Below are 18032 nucleotides of genomic sequence, written 5' to 3'. Positions count from 1 at the left end.
GTCAGTTCACCGTAATAGGAGGAGTTTTCTGGTTGCCTGAAATTCACCGGCGCGGAGACGATACACATACACTCCGCTCGCCGCCTGGGAGCCGCCGTCCGTCAAGCCGTCCCAAACCACCGAGTAGATTCCTGTCGTCTGTTCTCCGCTGACAAGCGTCCTCACTTTCTGCCCGAGCAGATTGTAAAGAGAGAGCGAAACCTCGCTTCGCTTGCTGAGTGCGAAGCGGATAGTTGTTATTGGATTGAACGGATTGGGGTAATTCTGATCGAGTACATATTCCACAGGGGCAAGTGGAATGCCACCGCTTGCCTCCCGGGCAAATTCCGGAGTTCCGATAATCACTCTGAACGAACGGACGGTGTTTGCAGCACCCGAACGAACGGAAAACGAGCCGTTTGCCAACGGCACGTATGCAAATTCATCTTCATCGAGAATGTAGGTATTGAAGCCATCAACCGGTCGGCCGATTTCACGAACGGCAACGGCCACAGTTTGATCAGACTGTGTGGAAGCAATCTGAACCCGCCACTGATTCCCCCTCTCTGATTGCGGCTTGAAATTGCCGAGATATTTCCTCCCGTTTTCGACAATCGCAAGGTTCACATACTCGTCAATTGGCGGCGGCTCGACAATATCCAGCCGGTCAAACTCCGGCGTTGCATTCCCGACAAATCCAAGATAATTGTAGCTGTCTTTCATCGTTCCGGAAAATGCTGAAAGCTGCAAAACGTAGTCTCCGTCGTTCTTCAACGGAAACGGCTGGGCGTTCTTCGGCCTTCGGACTGTCGATTCAAACGACGGCACAGACAGCGTGATCGGTTGCGATGAATCGTTCAGAACAAAATATCCCTCCCACGGATGAAGCAACTCGACATCAGGATCGAATTCATCACCATTCCAGAACACAGGGCGTTGAACAAGATTGTGGTTTTCAATCTCTTCCCAATCAACAGAAAATGCAAACGGCGCCGCAATCTGATTCCAGCCCGGGACGAGTTGAATATTGAAAGGAATTCCCGACAGCACAGATTTTCCGTCTTTTGCATCAAAGCGTTTTCCATCCGACGTGATCAGCCAGAATGCGTAACCGGGACGGAAGTCATGTTGAATGGCAGGAAGCTCGACGTTCCTGTCACCTTCCCAACGGAACAGTCTCCACCGTGTTTGATTGTACGGGCCGTAGTCGTCAACAAGCTGTTCTTCAGGATCCGCATCGGCCAGATCCAGCGGAACTGAAATCATTCTGTATTTTCTGGGCTCAAATTGCAGCGACGTCACGAGGGCTCCGACTTTCACCCGAACGATGGCGGGATTCTCTTCAGGATTGAGTTCAGGATTCGTGATCGATTCCTCCGTACCTGTCAGTCTTACAAAATATTCAATCCCCCGCGGAGTGACAGCGCTATCGGGGAAGAAGCCCGTATATGCTTGTCCGCTCACCGTTAGATCGAGAGAATCGTAGTTGAAGCGTCCGGCTGCACGGTAATACAATGCGGCACGCAGAATCTGGAAGCCGGGCGGCCCTTGTGCAGTCACATTGATCTGTGAACCAAGCAGCGTATCGCCTCCGATCGTCACTTGAATAAGCGTGGTTCTCCCGGAGCCTCTGAGCAGCACAGTATCAACCGCAACAAGCGCATCGCTGTGAATAACGAGTGATGCCGACTTGTTTTCCTGCAGGGAAACCGGAGAGAAGCGTATCGGGATTCTCAGCGTATCGCCGATGGACCCCACCGGAGGAAACGGCCCTGTTGTTCCGACTATAGCAAACTCATTGGCGTTCGGCCCGATGATTCTGACGTTCGACACATTGAGATTCGCATCGCCCCCGTTCACGATTGAGAGTAAGCGCGTGCGGCTGCTGCCCACCGCAACAGAATCGAACTGCACAATTCGCGGGAGAGGTACAAGTTCGGACGCGACACCTGTACCTGAAATCCCGATAGAAGTTGGAGAGCCGGCCGCATTGTGCTCAAATCGTAGAAGTCCGCCAAACGCTTCGCGATACCCCGGCCTGAACGTCACAGTAAACACTCTGTTCGCCGAGGGAAGAATGTTTGCAAGAGAAGGTGAAACGATGAACTGCGTGTCGGTTACAGCGGCAAGACTGATCTTAAGCGTGTCGTTGCCTGTATTCGCGAGAGTGATCGTATCCTCTCTTGTTGTGCCAACCCGGATGCTCCCGAATGGCATATCAAGCTTCGACGCAACGAGGAACGGCCCAAACCCCGTTCCACTGACGGGAAGAGTAGCAGGTGACCCGGCAGCAGTGTGCGTGAACGTGATAACCCCGGTCTGCGGCCCGCCGGTAGACGGCAAGAACGAGATCGAGTACACCCGGCTTTGACCGGGCAGAATTTCGATTGGAGGAAAGGGAAGAAGGAGAACAGCAAAGGCCGGATTGCTGGTTGCTATATCGCTAAGAACCAATGATGCACCACCCGTATTCGTGATAACCACAGCCTCCGATTTCTCACCGCCGAGAGGAACTGTGCCGAAGGGAATGGAAGTCCTGTTCATCACAAACGCAGGCAGCAGCACCGCCGGGTCTGTGAATGCCGCCAACGACGGGCGAAGATCACTCAGAGCGTGCGTGAACCTTCCACCGGCTAACACACTCGTATCGTTAACCGAGATCGCAATTGCCGACACACCGCCGACAACCTGCGGATTCCAAGGATTGATGGCGCCGGAAACCCTGTTCACAGAAATCAGATCAGAAGTGGAGTTGAGAATGCCGCCGACATACAGAGAGTTTCCGGCAGGAACGATAACGTTCACGCTGCTTTGCGATGCAAGTCCGGCGTTGAATTCCGTTATATCCCCTCGTGTCAAGTCGAGCGCGGCGAGCGCGTTGCGCTGCTGACCGCCGATTGTTGTGAATGCCCCACCGACATACACGGCGGGTCCGGTTACCGCCAATGCGGAAATAGAAGTGACACCCGCCGTATTCGGCTCCCACACCGTTGGCGCTCCCGTTGCGAGATTGATTGCGGCAACCCGGTTTCGCGGCTCTGTCCCGATTTGAGTGAAAAGTCCTGAGGCGTACAGTACTCCGCCAGAGAGCTTCAGGGCCAGCACATGATCGTCCGGATTCGGATTCCATGCCGTTAGCGAGCCTGTTGCCGAATCGAGGGCAACAAGATATCTCCTTTGTGTCGTTCCGACTGTCGTAAAGGTGCCGCCGGCGTAAACAGTCGGCCCTGAAAGTTCGATTGCGTTGACGACTCCATCGGGGCCAACCTGCGGCCTCCACGCTGTCGGGAAACCCGAGTTCGCGTTAACGGCCGCGAGTCTCGTGATTCGTTGTCCCGAAACCGTGTCGAATCCCCCTCCGAGATAGAGTGTATTCCCTGAAAGTCTCATTGCATTGACGCCGCCATTTACATTCGGATTGAAAGCAGTGGCTCCGGCAGTGTCATCAAGCGCTGCGACATTTCTGCGAACAGCGCCGTTCACGCTTCTGAACAATCCACCCAAGAACACATTTGACTGAACGCCGATTACCTTCACTTCAGAGCCGGCAACCGGGTTCCAGCCCGACACGTTGCCAAGAACAGAATCAACAGCTGCAATGTTTCTGCGTTGCGCAACTCCGACGGACGAGAACAGCCCGCCGACGTAGAATATCCCTCCGGAAAATTCCATTGTATTTACCGGACCGTTCAGATTCGGATTCCAAGACAGAAGCCGGCTGACAAACGGATCAACGGCGGCGGCATTGCCGCGAACGGAATCCAGGATTGCGGTAAACCTTCCCCCCACATGCAGCCGCGAGCCTGCCAATCTCAACACATGCACCGGGCCGTTCGGGCGCGGATTCCAGTCTGTAACGAACCCCGTTCCCCCGCTCGTGACAGAAGCAAGATGCGGTCGAGACGAAGTGTCGATCAGTGAGAACTCTCCTCCCAACCACACATTGTTCTGACCTACCGCGGTGAGGATCGAAAGGACAAATCCGTTGGGCGACGGACTCCAAACAGAGTCAACTCCTCCCGACGATATATCTATTCTCGCAACATAGTCGCGGGCGATCGGCACAACGCCGACGGCTGTAAACTCGCCGCCGACATACACATACGGCGGCACAACTTGTATCGTCCTGACGGTATTGTTGGGATTCGGATTCCAAGAAAGTACAGCCGCATTTGTCGGATTGAGAAGAGCAGCGTTATTACGAACCGCAGCACCGACTCGCGAGAAACTCCCACCAACATACACCCCCGCCGTTCCGACAACGATTGCATGAACGGGGCCGTCGAACTGCGGATTCCACGTATTGTCAAGAGAGCCGTTCGGGAGAATTTTCGCTGCACGCGAACGGGCAACGCCGTTAACCTCCGTGAAGCTGCCGCCGATGTACCATCCGTTGTTGCCGTCGGCGGCGACTGTCAGCACGTCGCCATTGACTTTTGGCGAGGAAGGAAGAATGAGCCCCGATGCCGAGCTCAGCACAACAGCCCCGCCTGTAACCGGTCCGACATAGCCGAACGAGCCGCCGACATAGGATATTCTGCCGCTCTTGACAATAGCACGAACCTCGCCATCGGTGACCCAGAGTCTTTGCTTCACCGTTTGAGCATTCGTTCCTTCAGAACAAGCAACAAGAATGACGAGAGAGATGAAAAACTTGAACGTACGTTTCATGGCCGTCACCTTCCGGGAGGAGGAGGAGGTTCAGGAAGACGCCCGACACCCGCGCCGTTTCTGCCGGCTTCTTCAACCGATTTGCGATTGTCTTCGCCTGAATTGAACGTACCCCCGATTCCCTGCCCCAAATGTCTCAGTCGATCAAGAACGAGATTCGTTTTCTTTTTCGCTTTCTTCGGGCCAAGTTCAAGTTCCTCGGCTGCAAGAAGAGCATCTTCCTTCGGGCCGCCGGCAATGCTCAGCGCCTCCATCGCCTCTGCTTTCGACTTTGCAAGATTGAAGCCGGGATCGAGCGCTGCCGCTTCGTTGTACAATACCTTCGCAGCCCGGAAATCACGGGCGTCTTCACTCTTCAAAGCAAGACAGTATGTGAGAAACGCGAATGTGTTTCTTGTCGGGACGAGTTGGATTTTCTCCCTCTCCTCGACAGTCAGCGTGATGCCGAGTTCACGGATAATGCCGAAAACAAGTTCTTTCTGTATTCTGAACAACTTGTCCAACTCATCTGATCCTGACTGGAAACCGGGAAATTTTTGCGCCACAATATCCCACGCGGCAACATCCATCCGGAGGTTGAAGTTGTTCACATTAAATGAACCGGAGACAATCCGGCCGGCGCTCAACAACTTACCCATGCGGGGAGCGGACGAACGATCGACAGATGCCGATTGCGCAAATTGGAGTTCTTCCAGCAACGCCTCAATCCGGATGCGCTCGACCATTTGAAGGCTTTTCACTTGACCGAGGTCGATGAGAATCATTTCGCTGAGTCCTTTTCCCAGCGCTTCATATCTTGGGTCCGTACCTTGGTATGTGAGAGGGAAAACGGCGACAGCCCTCGGAGCAATTTTCTCCGTCCCGAGTCTCTGTTCATCGGCAACAAGCTGTTTGAACTGCCGGCGGATGAGTTCCTGCGTTAGCGACCGGTAACGTCCCTCGATGAGTTTCCGGTATTGCGAGATTGCGGGTACCTCCGAATAGCTGATGTACACGGAAAGCGCCCCCTGAAGATCTTCCAAGTACTCAAGCGTCATCCCGTAATAAAACATCGTACGAGGATCGTCTTTTACCTGATAGTAGGAGCGTGAGAGATATGATTTGGCAGGCTCATAGCGATTCGTCTGAAAATAAACAACGCCAAGATCGCGCAACGCAGCCGGATCGTTGGGATTGACGATCAACTGACGCTGCAACTTCGCCATGTCGGAGGAATAGTCCTGCTCTCTTCCTCCTTCCCTCAATGCGGCGCATGAAGAAATGAAGATGAGAGTAAAACCGGCTATAAGGAACGAACGGAGTTGCTGCATTGAGTCCTCAATGCTTCGTTGTAGTTAGGTGGATTCGACCCCCCGGGTACTTCTTACAATACCTTAAGAACAGATGTTAACGTTCATCCGAGCAAAGGCTTGAGGCTTTCCGCCTTCATTTTTGCCTTGTCGTACTTCGGATCCATTTCCAGCGCTTGCATGAATTTGTCGTAGGCGCCTTTGTAGTTGCCTTTTTCCAGCATTACGAGGCCTTCGGAATACGACATCATTGCATCCAGGGATTTAGTTTCGTTCCCCTTCTGAATTTCAGCCTTGGTCAGGGTTGCGTTGATTTTCTTGGCAACTTTGAGACTGAGATTCTCGGCAATCTCGAAGAAATCATCCGCCTTGCCGTCAGCCTGTTCGGTCGCAAGTATTTCACTTGTTTCGACCTTCACCAATCGGGCAAGAAGTTTCATATTGTTCTTCACTTTGATGAAGCTTCCCAGCAGAATCGTATGCACCCCAAGCTGCTTCCCGACACGCACGGCCGACGACTGGTCGAACTTGGTTGGATCGTTTTCCAACCCTATTTCTTCCAGAATCCATTGGATGCGCTCACGTTCGATCACCTTCAGATCAACCGAACCATTGAGTTGATCGATCATCAATTCCGCGAAACCCTTCTCCAGCGGATCGTACTTGTCCTTGTCGTCAACTGAGCGGTTCTTGAAATCAAGAATTGCGATGGTCTTGATGCCCGGATCGGGCCGTTGCTCAACTTGCAACGTTCCGGACTTGGTTTTCCGTGCTTCATAATACACTTTGAGAAGCGGGGGAGCTTCTGTATCGGGATCAGGCTCGATTATCGGGGGTTCAAGTTCAAGCAACTTGATCATCGCATCTGTCGCCTGCTTCTTATCTCCCTTCGCGACGTACGAGCGGCCTAATGCAAGAAGGACATTCTTCCTGATCTTCTTGTCCACCGAAACATCATCCGCCATTGGCGCGAGAATTTCAATCGCCTTGTCGAAATTGGCGGAGCTGTACCACTTCATTGCCTCCTCCCATCGTTTGACGCCATCGCCTTGCGCTTGAGCTACAATGCTCGCGCCAAACGACAGGACGCAAATGAACACGACACGAATACACCGCAAAAAACGAATCATAGCTTCCTCCCTTGGTTTGAAAATAGACTTTCCACTTCGCAATTTGAACGGCATTTCTACCCTTCTTTCTTCAATGTAAACGTCAACGGAACCGTCTTTTCTTCGAAGGAGGGAGACACGAGAACTTCCCTTTCCCCTCCCTGCGTCTCATATCCGAACCTGGTTACAGTAACGCGATGTCTTCCCGGCCCGAGTGGAAATCGTGCAACAGGCGCGAAGATATCCGTGGTCTTACCGTTCACCGAAATCATCCCCCCTGATGCATCACCCTGTACGACAATGCTGAAGTATGTTTCAAAATAACATGTAAGAGCTTCCGTTTCGCCCGGTTTCACTTTGATGGTTGTGCGTTTGGTTCCGTATTGCGGATGTTCAAACACCACAACACGATCGCCGGCCGCAGCCTGAAAGGACATTCCGCTTTTTCCGATGCTTGACCTCGATCCGTCAATCGAAACCGATCCGTCAGGAACCATCGCCAGTTGTAAGGTACCGAAACCAACGGGCTTGGAATCAACCGGTCGTGACGTTTGCGTTTCCTCGCGCGCAGGCTTTATGCTGGCAGTCTCACTCTCCAGGGCTCCATCCTTCGTTGAGGCACGATCCTCGCCGGTGAGCCCGGGTTTTTCTTCCGTAACGATCTGTTCGGGAAGCTTGTTCAGGGCAAGAGAAAGCCCGAACACCTGGCCTTCGGACAGCATAAAGGATGTATCCTTTACATAGTACCCTTCACGGTCAACCCGTACGGAAATCTTTCCGGGATCAACAGAAAGACTTTTGAGCGGCGTCGTACCCACAAGTTTTCCATTGAGCATCACCTTTGAGCCGGCGGGATCGGATTGAACAGAGAGCGTTGCATCCGGCGGAAAAAGTACTGGTCGAAGAGCGAACAACACCGCAATGAGCGTTGCTCCCGCACCGAGTGTCAAGTACAGCGGACGCCGTGTGGACGTCTGTTTCTTAAGGTTCGGGGCGGGAAGAATTGGCTGCCCCGTCGATTCCTCCGCGGCCGGCGCTTTTCCAACATCCACACGTGACAACATGTCCCACATTTCGGCGGCAGACTGGAATCGCTTTGCAGGATCTTTTTCGAGGGATTTGGAGATCGCTTTTACGATTTCCTTCGGGAGAGAAGGATTGAATTTGTCCGCGGGCGGAATTTTCCCCTCAACAATCATCTGGCGAATATCAAAATCTGTTGCGTTGTTCCCGAACGGAACACGCCCCGTCACCGTCTCGTACAGCGTCATGCCGAGCGAGTACACGTCGCCGCGTGCATCTACATTGGCGAGCCCGCGTATCTGCTCGGGAGACATGTAGTACAGTGTACCACCTGTTCCCATCGTCACGGTTGCGCTGGAAACCTGCTGGATTTTTGCAAGGCCGAAATCCGTCACCTTGACCACATCCTGCGGCGTCAGCATGACGTTGCCCGGCTTGATATCGCGGTGGATGATTCCCAGACGATGAGCGTGATCGAGCGCAGTAAGAAGTTGCTTGAAAATGGGCAGAGTCTTGTTCAGCGGCAGCGCGCCGTTCATGCGGATGCGGTCGGCAAGAGTGTTTCCTTCCACAAATTCCATCACCAGCGCGAAGCCGATCTCCGTTTCACGCAACGCAAACACGCTCACGATGTTCGAGTTCTGCAATTTTGCAAGAGCCTTGGCTTCGGATTTGAAGCGCTTGAGAAAATCCTCGTCCCGAGCAAAGTTCGCATCCATCATTTTGAGGGCGACATCCCGGTCAAGCGTCATATCCTTCGCTTTGTACACAACACCCATTCCGCCCTTGCCGAGGATGCCGGTGATCTCGTAATTGTCGATCACTTTGCCGATGATGGATTGCTGCATCGCTTATCTCGATCTGAAAACTGATTTCAAGAAACTCTCCGAACCCTTGACCTGAATGATCTGAACCGTAATGTTGTCATGTCCGCCGCGTTGTTTTGCAAGATCAACAAGCTTGTCGCATGATTTCTGCAGCGAATTGGAAAGTACAATGTCCCTCAATTCTTCATCCTCAACATACGATGTCAGCCCGTCGGTACACATCAGGAAATACTCGTCACCACCCAACTCAATACCATTGAGAAGATCGTAGTCAAAATCCGCTCGAACGCCCATAGCACGGTACAACATCGAACGTTCAGGATGAGCCTTGCTTTCTTCTGCCGTGATAAGCCCGCGTCTCACCATTTCCGCAACTTTGGAATGATCATTGGTAAGTTGGTCGATGCGTTTGGATGCAATTCGATACAACCTGCTGTCGCCGACGTGAGCCGCATACGCGGCTCCCTTCTGAATGACCAGCGCTATGCATGTGGTTCCCATCCCGTGAAATTGCGGATGATGAAGACTGTATTCGTAGATGGCGCGGTTCGCGTCGGTAAAGGCTTTCTTCAATCCGGCTACTACAGAGCCGTTCGACGCAAAGTACGATTCGCCGATTGTTTCAACGGCAAGCCTGCTTGCCTCTCGTCCTCCCGCATGACCTCCCATGCCGTCGGCAACTATGAAGAGTTGTCCCCTGGGGCCGGAAAGATCGAGATCATCCTCAGGGAATTTGGCAAAGGCATCCTGGTTCTCGGATCGAACCATTCCTACATCACTTTTCCCTGCAAAGAGAATAGACTTCACGAAGCAAGTATCTCCAGTTCAACGGCGCCTGAAGGCTTCGCCATGCATGCAAGCCTGCACTCGCCCGGTTTTAGACCGCAAATGTCTTCGAGCGTTCCACGTTCATCCTCACCAACCGGATTCAGATGTTCTCCGCCCGAAATAATCCTGACAGGATCGCTGCCGCAAATTCCTGCATGGCATTCTGCAACAATCTTGATTCCACTATTCTCGGCAACAGTACAAATGGTTTGCCCGGGGTCGAACGGGACTGTTTTGTCGAGACCCTTGAAGATAACCACCATCCCGGATGCGGCCGGGGCAGAAACCGGTTCAACAGGTTTTGCGACAGGCTTCGCTACAGAAGGCGCCTTCGTTGTCACCCGAACCCGATCAACGACGATCTCTTCCTGCAAGTCTAGTCTGAACGCCTGACTCCCGACGCGGAACATTTCCCCGGGTTCGATCCGGACGGCATTACGAACCTTGAGGTACGTGCCGTTAACACTCTTGAGATCTTTGATAAACACCTTCCGGTCTTTGGTAGCGATGGAAAGGTGCCGCCGGGAAAGGGTCATATCCTTGGCATCAAGCGTAATATCTGGAGCTTCGCGACCAAGTACAATGGCTTTTTCTTGTGCCGGAAAATATTTACCGACCTGTTTTCCGGATTGATCGTAATGGAAAAATGCCGGCTGTCCGTTTTCCTGCCTGAAGATAAGAAACTGTCTGCCCAATCTCACCAGGTCCCCGTCGGTCACTTCCACCGGCTTCGCTTCGGTTGTTCGCAAAAATACACCTGTCTGGCTTCCGTCGTCACGCAGCGAGAACCCGTCTCCGCTATGTGAAATTGAGGCGTGACGTTCCGAGAGATTTGCGTCCTCCGGAAATACAATATCGCAGAATTTTCGTCCGATCGTTGTAACGCCATTCATATTTACTGCAAACTCATCTTCCTCTACTCCGCCGGCCGTCAGGCGGACAAGGTACGCCCCTTTGTCCGGCGTCTTTTCCTGCGGCGGCTCCGTGATTTTAGAGAACACGGTCATGAGGGGAGATAGGGGAACCGGCGGTTGATCCGACGTTGGCGCTTCATCCGCAAGCTGGACGTTCACTTCGATCTCTTTCTTTCCTGCGACCCGCTGGGCAACGATTTCCGCGACAATAACCCCGTCAATCATTCCCGCCTTGATATTGCCCCTGTGTTTTACTTCCCGGAATGTTGACGGATCGGCATTGAAATCTTGTGTTTCGAGATAGACCTGGCTGAGTATGTCGCCGATGAGATACACGTTCGGTTGTTGAGTTTCAAGAAGAGACGTGACACACATTCGCTTCTTGTTTGCGGGGCCGCCGGTCACCATCCTGATACCGAGAGAATTGAGAAACGCCTCGGGAATGTCCTCGCCGATGCAGGCTATGCAAAGTTCTTTGGAAAACTCCAGATGCGACGTTTCATTCGGGCGGCCGGGAATCGACTTGCGATCGGTTCTGAGCGACAGATATTCCCGTTTGTCATCCGCAGTTACAATTGCCACCGGCTCACTGTTGGGAAAGTAGCGGATATTACCGTTGCCGATGTACGCTTCAAAGAACACATCGGCGAGAGCCTTGGAAACCTTGGGAAGTTTGTCGCCGCGATACGACCAGTACACCGCCGATGATTCGTTTGCTTTTACTTTTGCATTGGAGATGGCAATAACAGCCTCGGCAGCCGAAGTTCCTCCGCCGATTACGAGCGCCGGGCCATTCACATTGGCATGCGCGTCGGCAAGCCGGTAGGCGATCCCGTCTGTATTGCCCGGAATGTCAAATCGTCGCGGCACGCCGCGCCCGATTCCGACGGCAATATGTCTGGCCGGAATCGTCTGTTCCGATTTCGTGTTGTGATTCCACGTTTTCACTTGCCACACGCCATCACCGCGACGTTGGAGTCCGAGCAATTCGATTCCAATTTGAGCGGGAATGCTGTTTGCAACATACAGGCGCTTCCATTCATCCACCATCTCATCTTTGTCAATGGCGGAGAAGTGCAGCGCTGAGATGAGGTTGCCGCCCTTCGGAAAACGCATCCGGTCTCCGCCGCCGAAATCGGGAAGAATCAACTTGTCCTTCGGATAATCACGAATGCGCTTCATGAGATCGTCATAATCAATCACCAACGCATTGAGGCCGAGTTCTTTCGCCCGGAAAGCTGCGGCAGTTCCTGCCGGGCCTCCTCCGACAATAAGAAGGTCGAGAACGCCGGGTAGCGCTGTCGGCGTGTTCAATACCAGCGAACCATCGGCCGAGTACGTTACGCTTGTCATTTTGAAGGCTTTCTGACGAGACGCGCCTTGACAATGCCAAACGTGATGCTTATTCCTTCCCTCACTTCAACTTCTTTCGAAATTTTCTGATTATTGATATACGTATGATTCTTGCTTCCAAGATCTTTCAGCGTCAGCGTTCCCTCCTTCAACACGAACTCTGCATGTTTGCGCGACATCGAACCATCATCAATGAATATGGCGGATGATTGTTCACGACCTACGATCATAGAGCCTTCCTTCAGGTCGAACGCAGCGGGCCCTCCTTTCAATCCCTCAAAAATCAAAACGTAATGCGGCAACGATTCCGGAGCGGCAGGTTTCGGTGGTTTCGAAGGTTCGACAAATGAAGGAACAGGCGTGAAATCAATCCCGACTTTCGTGCGTTGGACATCTTCCGAAACGGGTTGCTCCCGGATCTCTTGAAATGCCGGAAGCGAGAAGGCACCATCGTCAAAGACAGTCTTCTGCCGTTCTTCGGTTCCTTGACCGGCACGCTCTTCTTTGTTGGATTGTGAGGGAAGGGGAACGAATTCATCGCTGATTTTCGTCTTCCGATCAGGAACGGAGGCCTTGGGAGGAGCCTGCTTCTGTATCGCCTGTTCATCGGGTTTATTGTTCTGCTGTTGCGAGGAATCTTCCATCACCTGAAAGAGAAAATCAAACGTGTTTGAAAAAGTGATAATATGCAATTCGCTGAGGCGTTCTCTTCCCCGGACACGGACGCCATCAAGACGGGTACCGTTACGACTACCGAGATCTTCGATGATGTACTTCTTCTCTTTTTCATCAAAGAAGATGCGCGCATGGTTCCCTGAAATTGACTGCGGATAGAGTTGAATCGAATTCCCCGGAGCCTTGCCGATAGTTGCCTCCCTGCCGATTTCAAACGAGGCTCCGGCCAACTGACCTGTTTTGCAGAACAATCGCGCCTTCATCATTTCCTCTCAACAAACAATTGCAGACTGCCGCGATTCTGCTTATTCGGATGCATGAAGTGGCACGACACGCAGTTGCTCAACCCGGCACTTTGTGTATGACATTCCGTGCAGTTGTCGAGTTTCGGAAGGTTGTGGGTTGTTGCTTTGTCGATTGCGGCAACACCCGTCGTATCGCCAGCGAGCGCCCGTTCGACAGGAATCACATTGTGGCAATCGAGACACCGCCGTTGAATGATATGCGCCCGATGATCGAACTCTGCACGCAGAAACGAACGCTGGCCTGCCTTGACGTTAAGGATTGATGCACCCTGCACAAAGTGACATTCGAGACAGGGCTTCGCTACCTTTTCTGCAAACTCCTCAATCTCTTGACGCTGAACGGCTGCTTTGACACTATGCGCAAGGCCCGGGAGTTCCGGAACAGTCTCGCCTGATGAAATCCGTTGCTGCGCCTCTTTCAGCAATGAGTCTATCATCGTCAACTCCCGCTGAATCTCAACTTCAGGGCGCGAACGCAAACCAATCACGTAATCCTGAAGAGTCTTGATGGCCTCGCGATACACGCCTTCTTTGCTTCTCGTCGTTCCCTGACCGGAAGCGGCCAGCAGATCAGCCAAAGTCGAATCGGAATGTATAAGCCGGTACAGCTGCCTGAGGTTTTCAAGAATCCACGGATCGCGATGATACACGGGCGATTTCTTGACGCGGGAGCCGCTCACAGTAAACTCGTTCGGGTTTGTGTAGAAAGCCCATGTCGTACCGGGCCCGCGTCGTCGCTGAATCATCTCGAGCGTCTCAACACCGATGGAGGAAGGATTTGCAGCGTCTTTGATTGCAAGCGAGGGCGTCTCGACATTCGCCGTCAGATGACAATCTCCGCAATGTGCCTCGAAGTCCAGAGACTTGAATCCTTTGCCGTCGGGTTGGGCTTCGTGACAATATAAACACGCCTGCTCAGCATTCGGCGTTTTCAGCAGCTTCAGCACTTCTTTCGTGTGCAGAACGTGCGTCATCTTCAATGTCGAATCATCCGGCGTAGTTGTACGGGCAAACGCGAACTCAGGATGATTGCTGTTGAACGATGAGAAGTGGCACGATGCACATTTTGAATCAGGAGTTCGGGTAATTGCCGCATCTCTTCCCTTATGATCAGGATGGCAGCTCGCGCACCGTTGTTCGTCGGATGCGTGCTTCTCTTTCGCTGCGCCAATCCTGCCGACATCTTCCGAGCGATACAGATAGTGAGCAGAAAACGTGTACACGCCTGATTTGTCGTTTGCCTTTTCATGACACGTGGAGCATTTCGAGTCTGTAACGCCTGCAAATGATTGATGGCAGCCGGTGCAATTTGCCTCGAATTGTGAATGGTTGGATGAAAGATCGCCGCTTGAGATGAATGTGTTGTCGAGAATCAGGGCATCCCCCGCGTAATACAATGCAATCAGGGCGCAACCAATTCCGCCCGCGATCATCAACAGTTTTCGGGAGAGGGGAAACACGTACTTCTTCGTCACCGGCAACCGGACATCGCCGAAGGTTCCTTTCTTTCTGCTTTCGTCTTTCTGCTTTGCCATAATCGTTAGTAGTACCAGACGGCCCAGATATGCATCGCCACCATCAGCAACAGAACCAGCGAAAGAGGTACGTGAGTGATCAACCACAATCGCAACGGCTTCTGCAGAGAGTAATGTGCATCCAATTCCAATTTTGTTCGATACAAGTCCTGAAGTTGGTCCAATTTCTCTTTCTCCTCGGAAGATAACACCTTCCGCAAAAAGCCGAATTGTTTGATGGAAGATTGGATGCCGCCTGTCACGTCGATGTAGTAAATCAAACGCATCTGCGGCGCAATCAGTACTGCGGCGACATTCGATCGATAGAAATCTCGGACGGGCTCCGTACATGATTCCACCATTTTCTCCGCCCTGACACGAACCTGCTCGACAAGTTCCGGTATTCTCTCATACATCGCTTCAACCGACAATCCGGATGAGAGGATTTTAGGGATCCATCGTTGCAGCACAACCCCCAACAATCCGCTGAGTGTAACCCAAAGAGAGAGAAGCCACAGCATCCAATCGAAGAAGCCATGCGGTAGTCGAAAACCCGTATGCAGCAGCACAAGCAATCCTGCCAGGGTTCCTCCGTAGAGATGGAACTGTACCCATGCTTTTGAGTCGCCGATGCTGCGGCTCAACATTCTGCGACGGACAGCATAGAGTGCGGCTCCGAGCATGAGCAGCGAAGACACTGTTCCGTACGTTATCCCCCACCAATTTCCGGGGTTGATTTCGGCAAAGAGAACATTCAGGAGGTACATGAGAATGAATGCGCCGGTGCCAAGAACAAACGCAAGCGCCCATCGGGGGGACCGGACGTAACGCTGCCATTCCAATGATCCAAGTACCTTCATCATCTCATGCCTCTTTCCACAGGAGATTTCTGAACTCTTCCACATCGCCAACCCGCACGGCGCAACCGTGAGGGCAACTCCTGACGCACGCAGGCCCTGCCGGATCCGTGTAACAGAGGTCGCATTTTGATGCAAGCTGTTTCTCTTTGCCGCGTAAGCCCTCGGGAATCATGTCGACCGGCCATTGGCCGCCCGTTTCGTGCATCGTGATTGCGTCATACGGACAGTTGTTCGCGCATGAGGCACAGCCGATACACAACTTGTCATCGATCGCAACAACATCTCCCACATCTGTCCGGCGAATTGCGCCTGTCGGGCATCCGACCAAACACACAGGGTCTTCGCAATGATAGCACGCCCGCGTGACAAGGAAGTTGCCGATTTTGTCTCCCTCACGAACAAACCGGGGAATTCCATCATGTGTATCCGCACAGCCGCGTACGCAGTCGTCGCAACGTGTGCAGATATTCAGGTCAATAACGAGAATGCTGTTTCCTTCCACCAATCCTTTGTTGAGCGCACTCGAAATAAACTCCGATTGGCTGATGTTCTTTTTGCTGTAGCCGGCTTCCTTGACCCGCGCAACAACAGAGTCCCACATCAAGCGTTCCATTGCCGGGTGCCCGTCAAGCAACGATGCAAAATCCGCCCGGGAAATTCTAATTAACTCAGAATATTCCTTCGATGAGGCCGTATACAACCACTTCGTCATTCCATCAAGAAGAAGCTCGGTGTGCCCGAAGATGCTTCCCTTCGAGAGATACGAAACGACGATGCTGCCTTCCGCTATCTTCCTGGATACTTTGATGAAACCCGAACGAATGAGATAGAGGCAATCAGCCGGTTGCCCCTCGGCGGCGATTACTTCATCCGGTTCGCTGGAAACAAGCTCAACCTTCTGAACAAGTTCTTCTATTGAGGAATCATTGAGTTCCCTGAATAATGGCGTTGCCCGAAGTTGTGACTTCAGCGAGCGTTCTTTGTAGCGAGAATCAAGACGTGACTTGAGTGCGGTTGAACGCTTTCGCATCGTCCGAAGCGCCGAAGTACGAATCTGGATCAACCTGCACTCGCTTGATGTTTTTGCGGTGGCGGATTGCGGCCATCCGCTGAGCGCGCCAATCTCACCAAAAATCTCTCCCGCGCCAAGTTTCACGGCCCCACCTTTGGGAAGTTCAAAGTCCAGCGACGCAAGAAATGAGATTGCGCCTTCACTCCGGGGTTGTTTCGCGATCTGTGCCTGAAACAGTGTTTGCGCTGCCCGGGGCTGCTCGCTCGCTTCACTTTTGGCCGGTGCCGTTGCAATCATCGTGCGTGAGCGGTTGAAGATTGGCGATGCTGAAGCGTGCTGCTTCTGGAAATACACGTCAACCGATCCCGACACAACGAAGAAGGCGATGTCAATGTAGCTGCCCTCTTCAAAAAGAACGGTTCCTGCTTTCCACCTCGCTACGGAAATGTCGGGCGAGATCTTCTCGAGAAACTTCTCATCATAGTCTGCAAATATCTCGAATGTTTTCAGGACTTCCGGTGTCGGTTTCTCGGAAAGTTCGATGATACCCGTATTGCCGCCGAAAGATGTCCAGCGATCCTTGTACTGTTCAAGACGTTTGAGTTGAGTTTGACCGGATGGCATATATGCAACCACTGATTATTCTTCTACTACACTCAAAAAATAAAGTACCATAGTTCAACAGGAGAGATCTTGCTACCCGCCGGTTTTCCTGTACAACAACTCAAGCCGCTGCTTCAACAATAATAACACCGAGTCTACCCGGGTGCTGTCGGTGATTGCCGGAAACGGCGGAAGCACAATCGGCTCCTTTGGGGGAGGCGGCGCGGCGCTTACATCGGCCGGCACGGGCTTCGGAGGTGGCGGCGGCCTGCGCACGCGTTGACGCGGGGCTGAATCCCCTTCTTGATCAATGTCCGTAACGCTTTGCCCGGAAACGGATTGTACGCCTACCGTTGCGTTGCCCGGCTTCCCGGCGGGTTTTGGTGCAGGCCCTGCTGTTGCGGGTCCCCGTACCTTCTTTGCATCCGCAAAGTATTTTACGCTTTGATCTTCATCGGTGATAGGATGCCGCCAATGCTTGGCAACGGATTTCATTCCCGAACGGTAGTTGAATTTCTCTCCGGAGGGATGGCCTGCGGCAAGAATCTTCTGATCTGTCAGATAGTGGCAACGCACGCACATTTTTGCCCGAGCGTTCAAGTCCTGTTTGATATCAAGCAAGCCAAGCGGGAGGGACTTTGTGTAGCCGGGGCGAATCGTGCCCGGAGCGTACTTCCCTTCCTGATGAACGTCCTTGTATCCGCTGCCGGGCCCGTGGCAGCTTTCGCAGCTTACACCTTCTTCAACGTCCTTGCTCTCTTTTCCTGAAATGATTGTGCCGTGACACTCCATGCACTTCGATGATCCCTTGAGATAATTTGCAGCGCCGATGCCCGAGAGTTCAGCATATTTTCTCGCATCTTCGCTATCTGCAATATCATCGACCGAGTTCTTGTGCTTATCGATCATGTTCTTGTTGTCGGCGGCGTGACAGTTGTTCTGCCCGACACCGCATCCGGCGGGGCCGAGTGTTTGATACTTCTGACTCCATGCGTAGACCGGCAAAAGAGTCACAACGCTGAAGAGAGTGATGGGATACAGAACACGTTTCACTGAACAGTCACGCCCGG

11 protein-coding genes are annotated in these 18032 nt (G+C 52.7%); all 11 read right to left on the bottom strand.

Annotated features, from left to right (window positions below; translation table 11 throughout):
* Window positions 1-6: 6 nt before the first annotated feature.
* The gene (locus KF749_12635; protein ID MBX2991995.1) at window positions 7-4650 is read right to left on the bottom strand and encodes a choice-of-anchor D domain-containing protein; all 4644 of its coding nucleotides are present in this window, start codon (window positions 4648-4650) and stop codon (window positions 7-9) included.
* A 5-nt stretch (window positions 4651-4655) separates the two neighbouring features.
* Window positions 4656-5960 (bottom strand): hypothetical protein, encoded by a 1305-nt coding sequence (locus KF749_12630; GenBank protein ID MBX2991994.1) that lies wholly within the window; start codon window positions 5958-5960, stop codon window positions 4656-4658.
* Between the two features lie 83 nt (window positions 5961-6043).
* Entirely contained in the window at window positions 6044-7069 is a 1026-nt protein-coding gene (locus KF749_12625) for a hypothetical protein (GenBank protein MBX2991993.1), read from the bottom strand.
* Window positions 7070-7125: 56 nt separating this feature from the next.
* Window positions 7126-8919: a serine/threonine protein kinase gene (locus tag KF749_12620; protein MBX2991992.1), complete on the bottom strand. Its 1794-nt coding sequence runs from the start codon at window positions 8917-8919 to the stop codon at window positions 7126-7128.
* A gap of 3 nt (window positions 8920-8922) precedes the next feature.
* On the bottom strand, window positions 8923-9705 hold the full coding sequence (locus tag KF749_12615; GenBank protein MBX2991991.1) for a Stp1/IreP family PP2C-type Ser/Thr phosphatase: 783 nt from the start codon (window positions 9703-9705) through the stop codon (window positions 8923-8925).
* Entirely contained in the window at window positions 9702-11993 is a 2292-nt protein-coding gene (locus KF749_12610) for an FHA domain-containing protein (GenBank protein ID MBX2991990.1), read from the bottom strand. The genes KF749_12615 and KF749_12610 overlap by 4 nt, the downstream gene beginning before the upstream one ends.
* The gene (locus KF749_12605; GenBank protein ID MBX2991989.1) at window positions 11990-12934 is read right to left on the bottom strand and encodes an FHA domain-containing protein; all 945 of its coding nucleotides are present in this window, start codon (window positions 12932-12934) and stop codon (window positions 11990-11992) included. The genes KF749_12610 and KF749_12605 overlap by 4 nt, the downstream gene beginning before the upstream one ends.
* A complete protein-coding gene (locus tag KF749_12600; GenBank protein MBX2991988.1) occupies window positions 12931-14508 on the bottom strand; it encodes a hypothetical protein in 1578 nt (525 codons plus the stop codon). Before KF749_12600 ends, KF749_12605 begins: the two co-directional genes overlap by 4 nt.
* Before the next feature lie 5 nt (window positions 14509-14513).
* Window positions 14514-15350: a hypothetical protein gene (locus tag KF749_12595; protein ID MBX2991987.1), complete on the bottom strand. Its 837-nt coding sequence runs from the start codon at window positions 15348-15350 to the stop codon at window positions 14514-14516.
* 1 nt (window position 15351) lies between these two features.
* Complete coding sequence (locus tag KF749_12590) at window positions 15352-16995, bottom strand: cyclic nucleotide-binding domain-containing protein (GenBank protein ID MBX2991986.1); 1644 nt, start codon at window positions 16993-16995, stop codon at window positions 15352-15354.
* Between the two features lie 60 nt (window positions 16996-17055).
* Entirely contained in the window at window positions 17056-18015 is a 960-nt protein-coding gene (locus tag KF749_12585; GenBank protein ID MBX2991985.1) for a cytochrome c3 family protein, read from the bottom strand.
* Window positions 18016-18032 lie beyond the last annotated feature (17 nt).

Source organism: Bacteroidota bacterium (assembly GCA_019637975.1).
GTDB lineage: Bacteria > Bacteroidota > Ignavibacteria > UBA10030 > UBA6906 > CAADGV01.
This window is presented reverse-complemented; position numbering and strand designations above follow the sequence as displayed.

Excerpts from the sequence above, each read along its gene's own strand:
- KF749_12635 (MBX2991995.1), bottom strand. The coding sequence starts at position 4,650 with ATGAAACGTACGTTCAAGTTTTTCATCTCTCTCGTCATTCTTGTTGCT.
- KF749_12630 (MBX2991994.1), bottom strand. The coding sequence starts at position 5,960 with ATGCAGCAACTCCGTTCGTTCCTTATAGCCGGTTTTACTCTCATCTTC.
- KF749_12625 (MBX2991993.1), bottom strand. The coding sequence starts at position 7,069 with ATGATTCGTTTTTTGCGGTGTATTCGTGTCGTGTTCATTTGCGTCCTG.
- KF749_12620 (MBX2991992.1), bottom strand. The coding sequence starts at position 8,919 with ATGCAGCAATCCATCATCGGCAAAGTGATCGACAATTACGAGATCACC.
- KF749_12610 (MBX2991990.1), bottom strand. The coding sequence starts at position 11,993 with ATGACAAGCGTAACGTACTCGGCCGATGGTTCGCTGGTATTGAACACG.
- KF749_12605 (MBX2991989.1), bottom strand. The coding sequence starts at position 12,934 with ATGATGAAGGCGCGATTGTTCTGCAAAACAGGTCAGTTGGCCGGAGCC.
- KF749_12600 (MBX2991988.1), bottom strand. The coding sequence starts at position 14,508 with ATGGCAAAGCAGAAAGACGAAAGCAGAAAGAAAGGAACCTTCGGCGAT.
- KF749_12595 (MBX2991987.1), bottom strand. The coding sequence starts at position 15,350 with ATGATGAAGGTACTTGGATCATTGGAATGGCAGCGTTACGTCCGGTCC.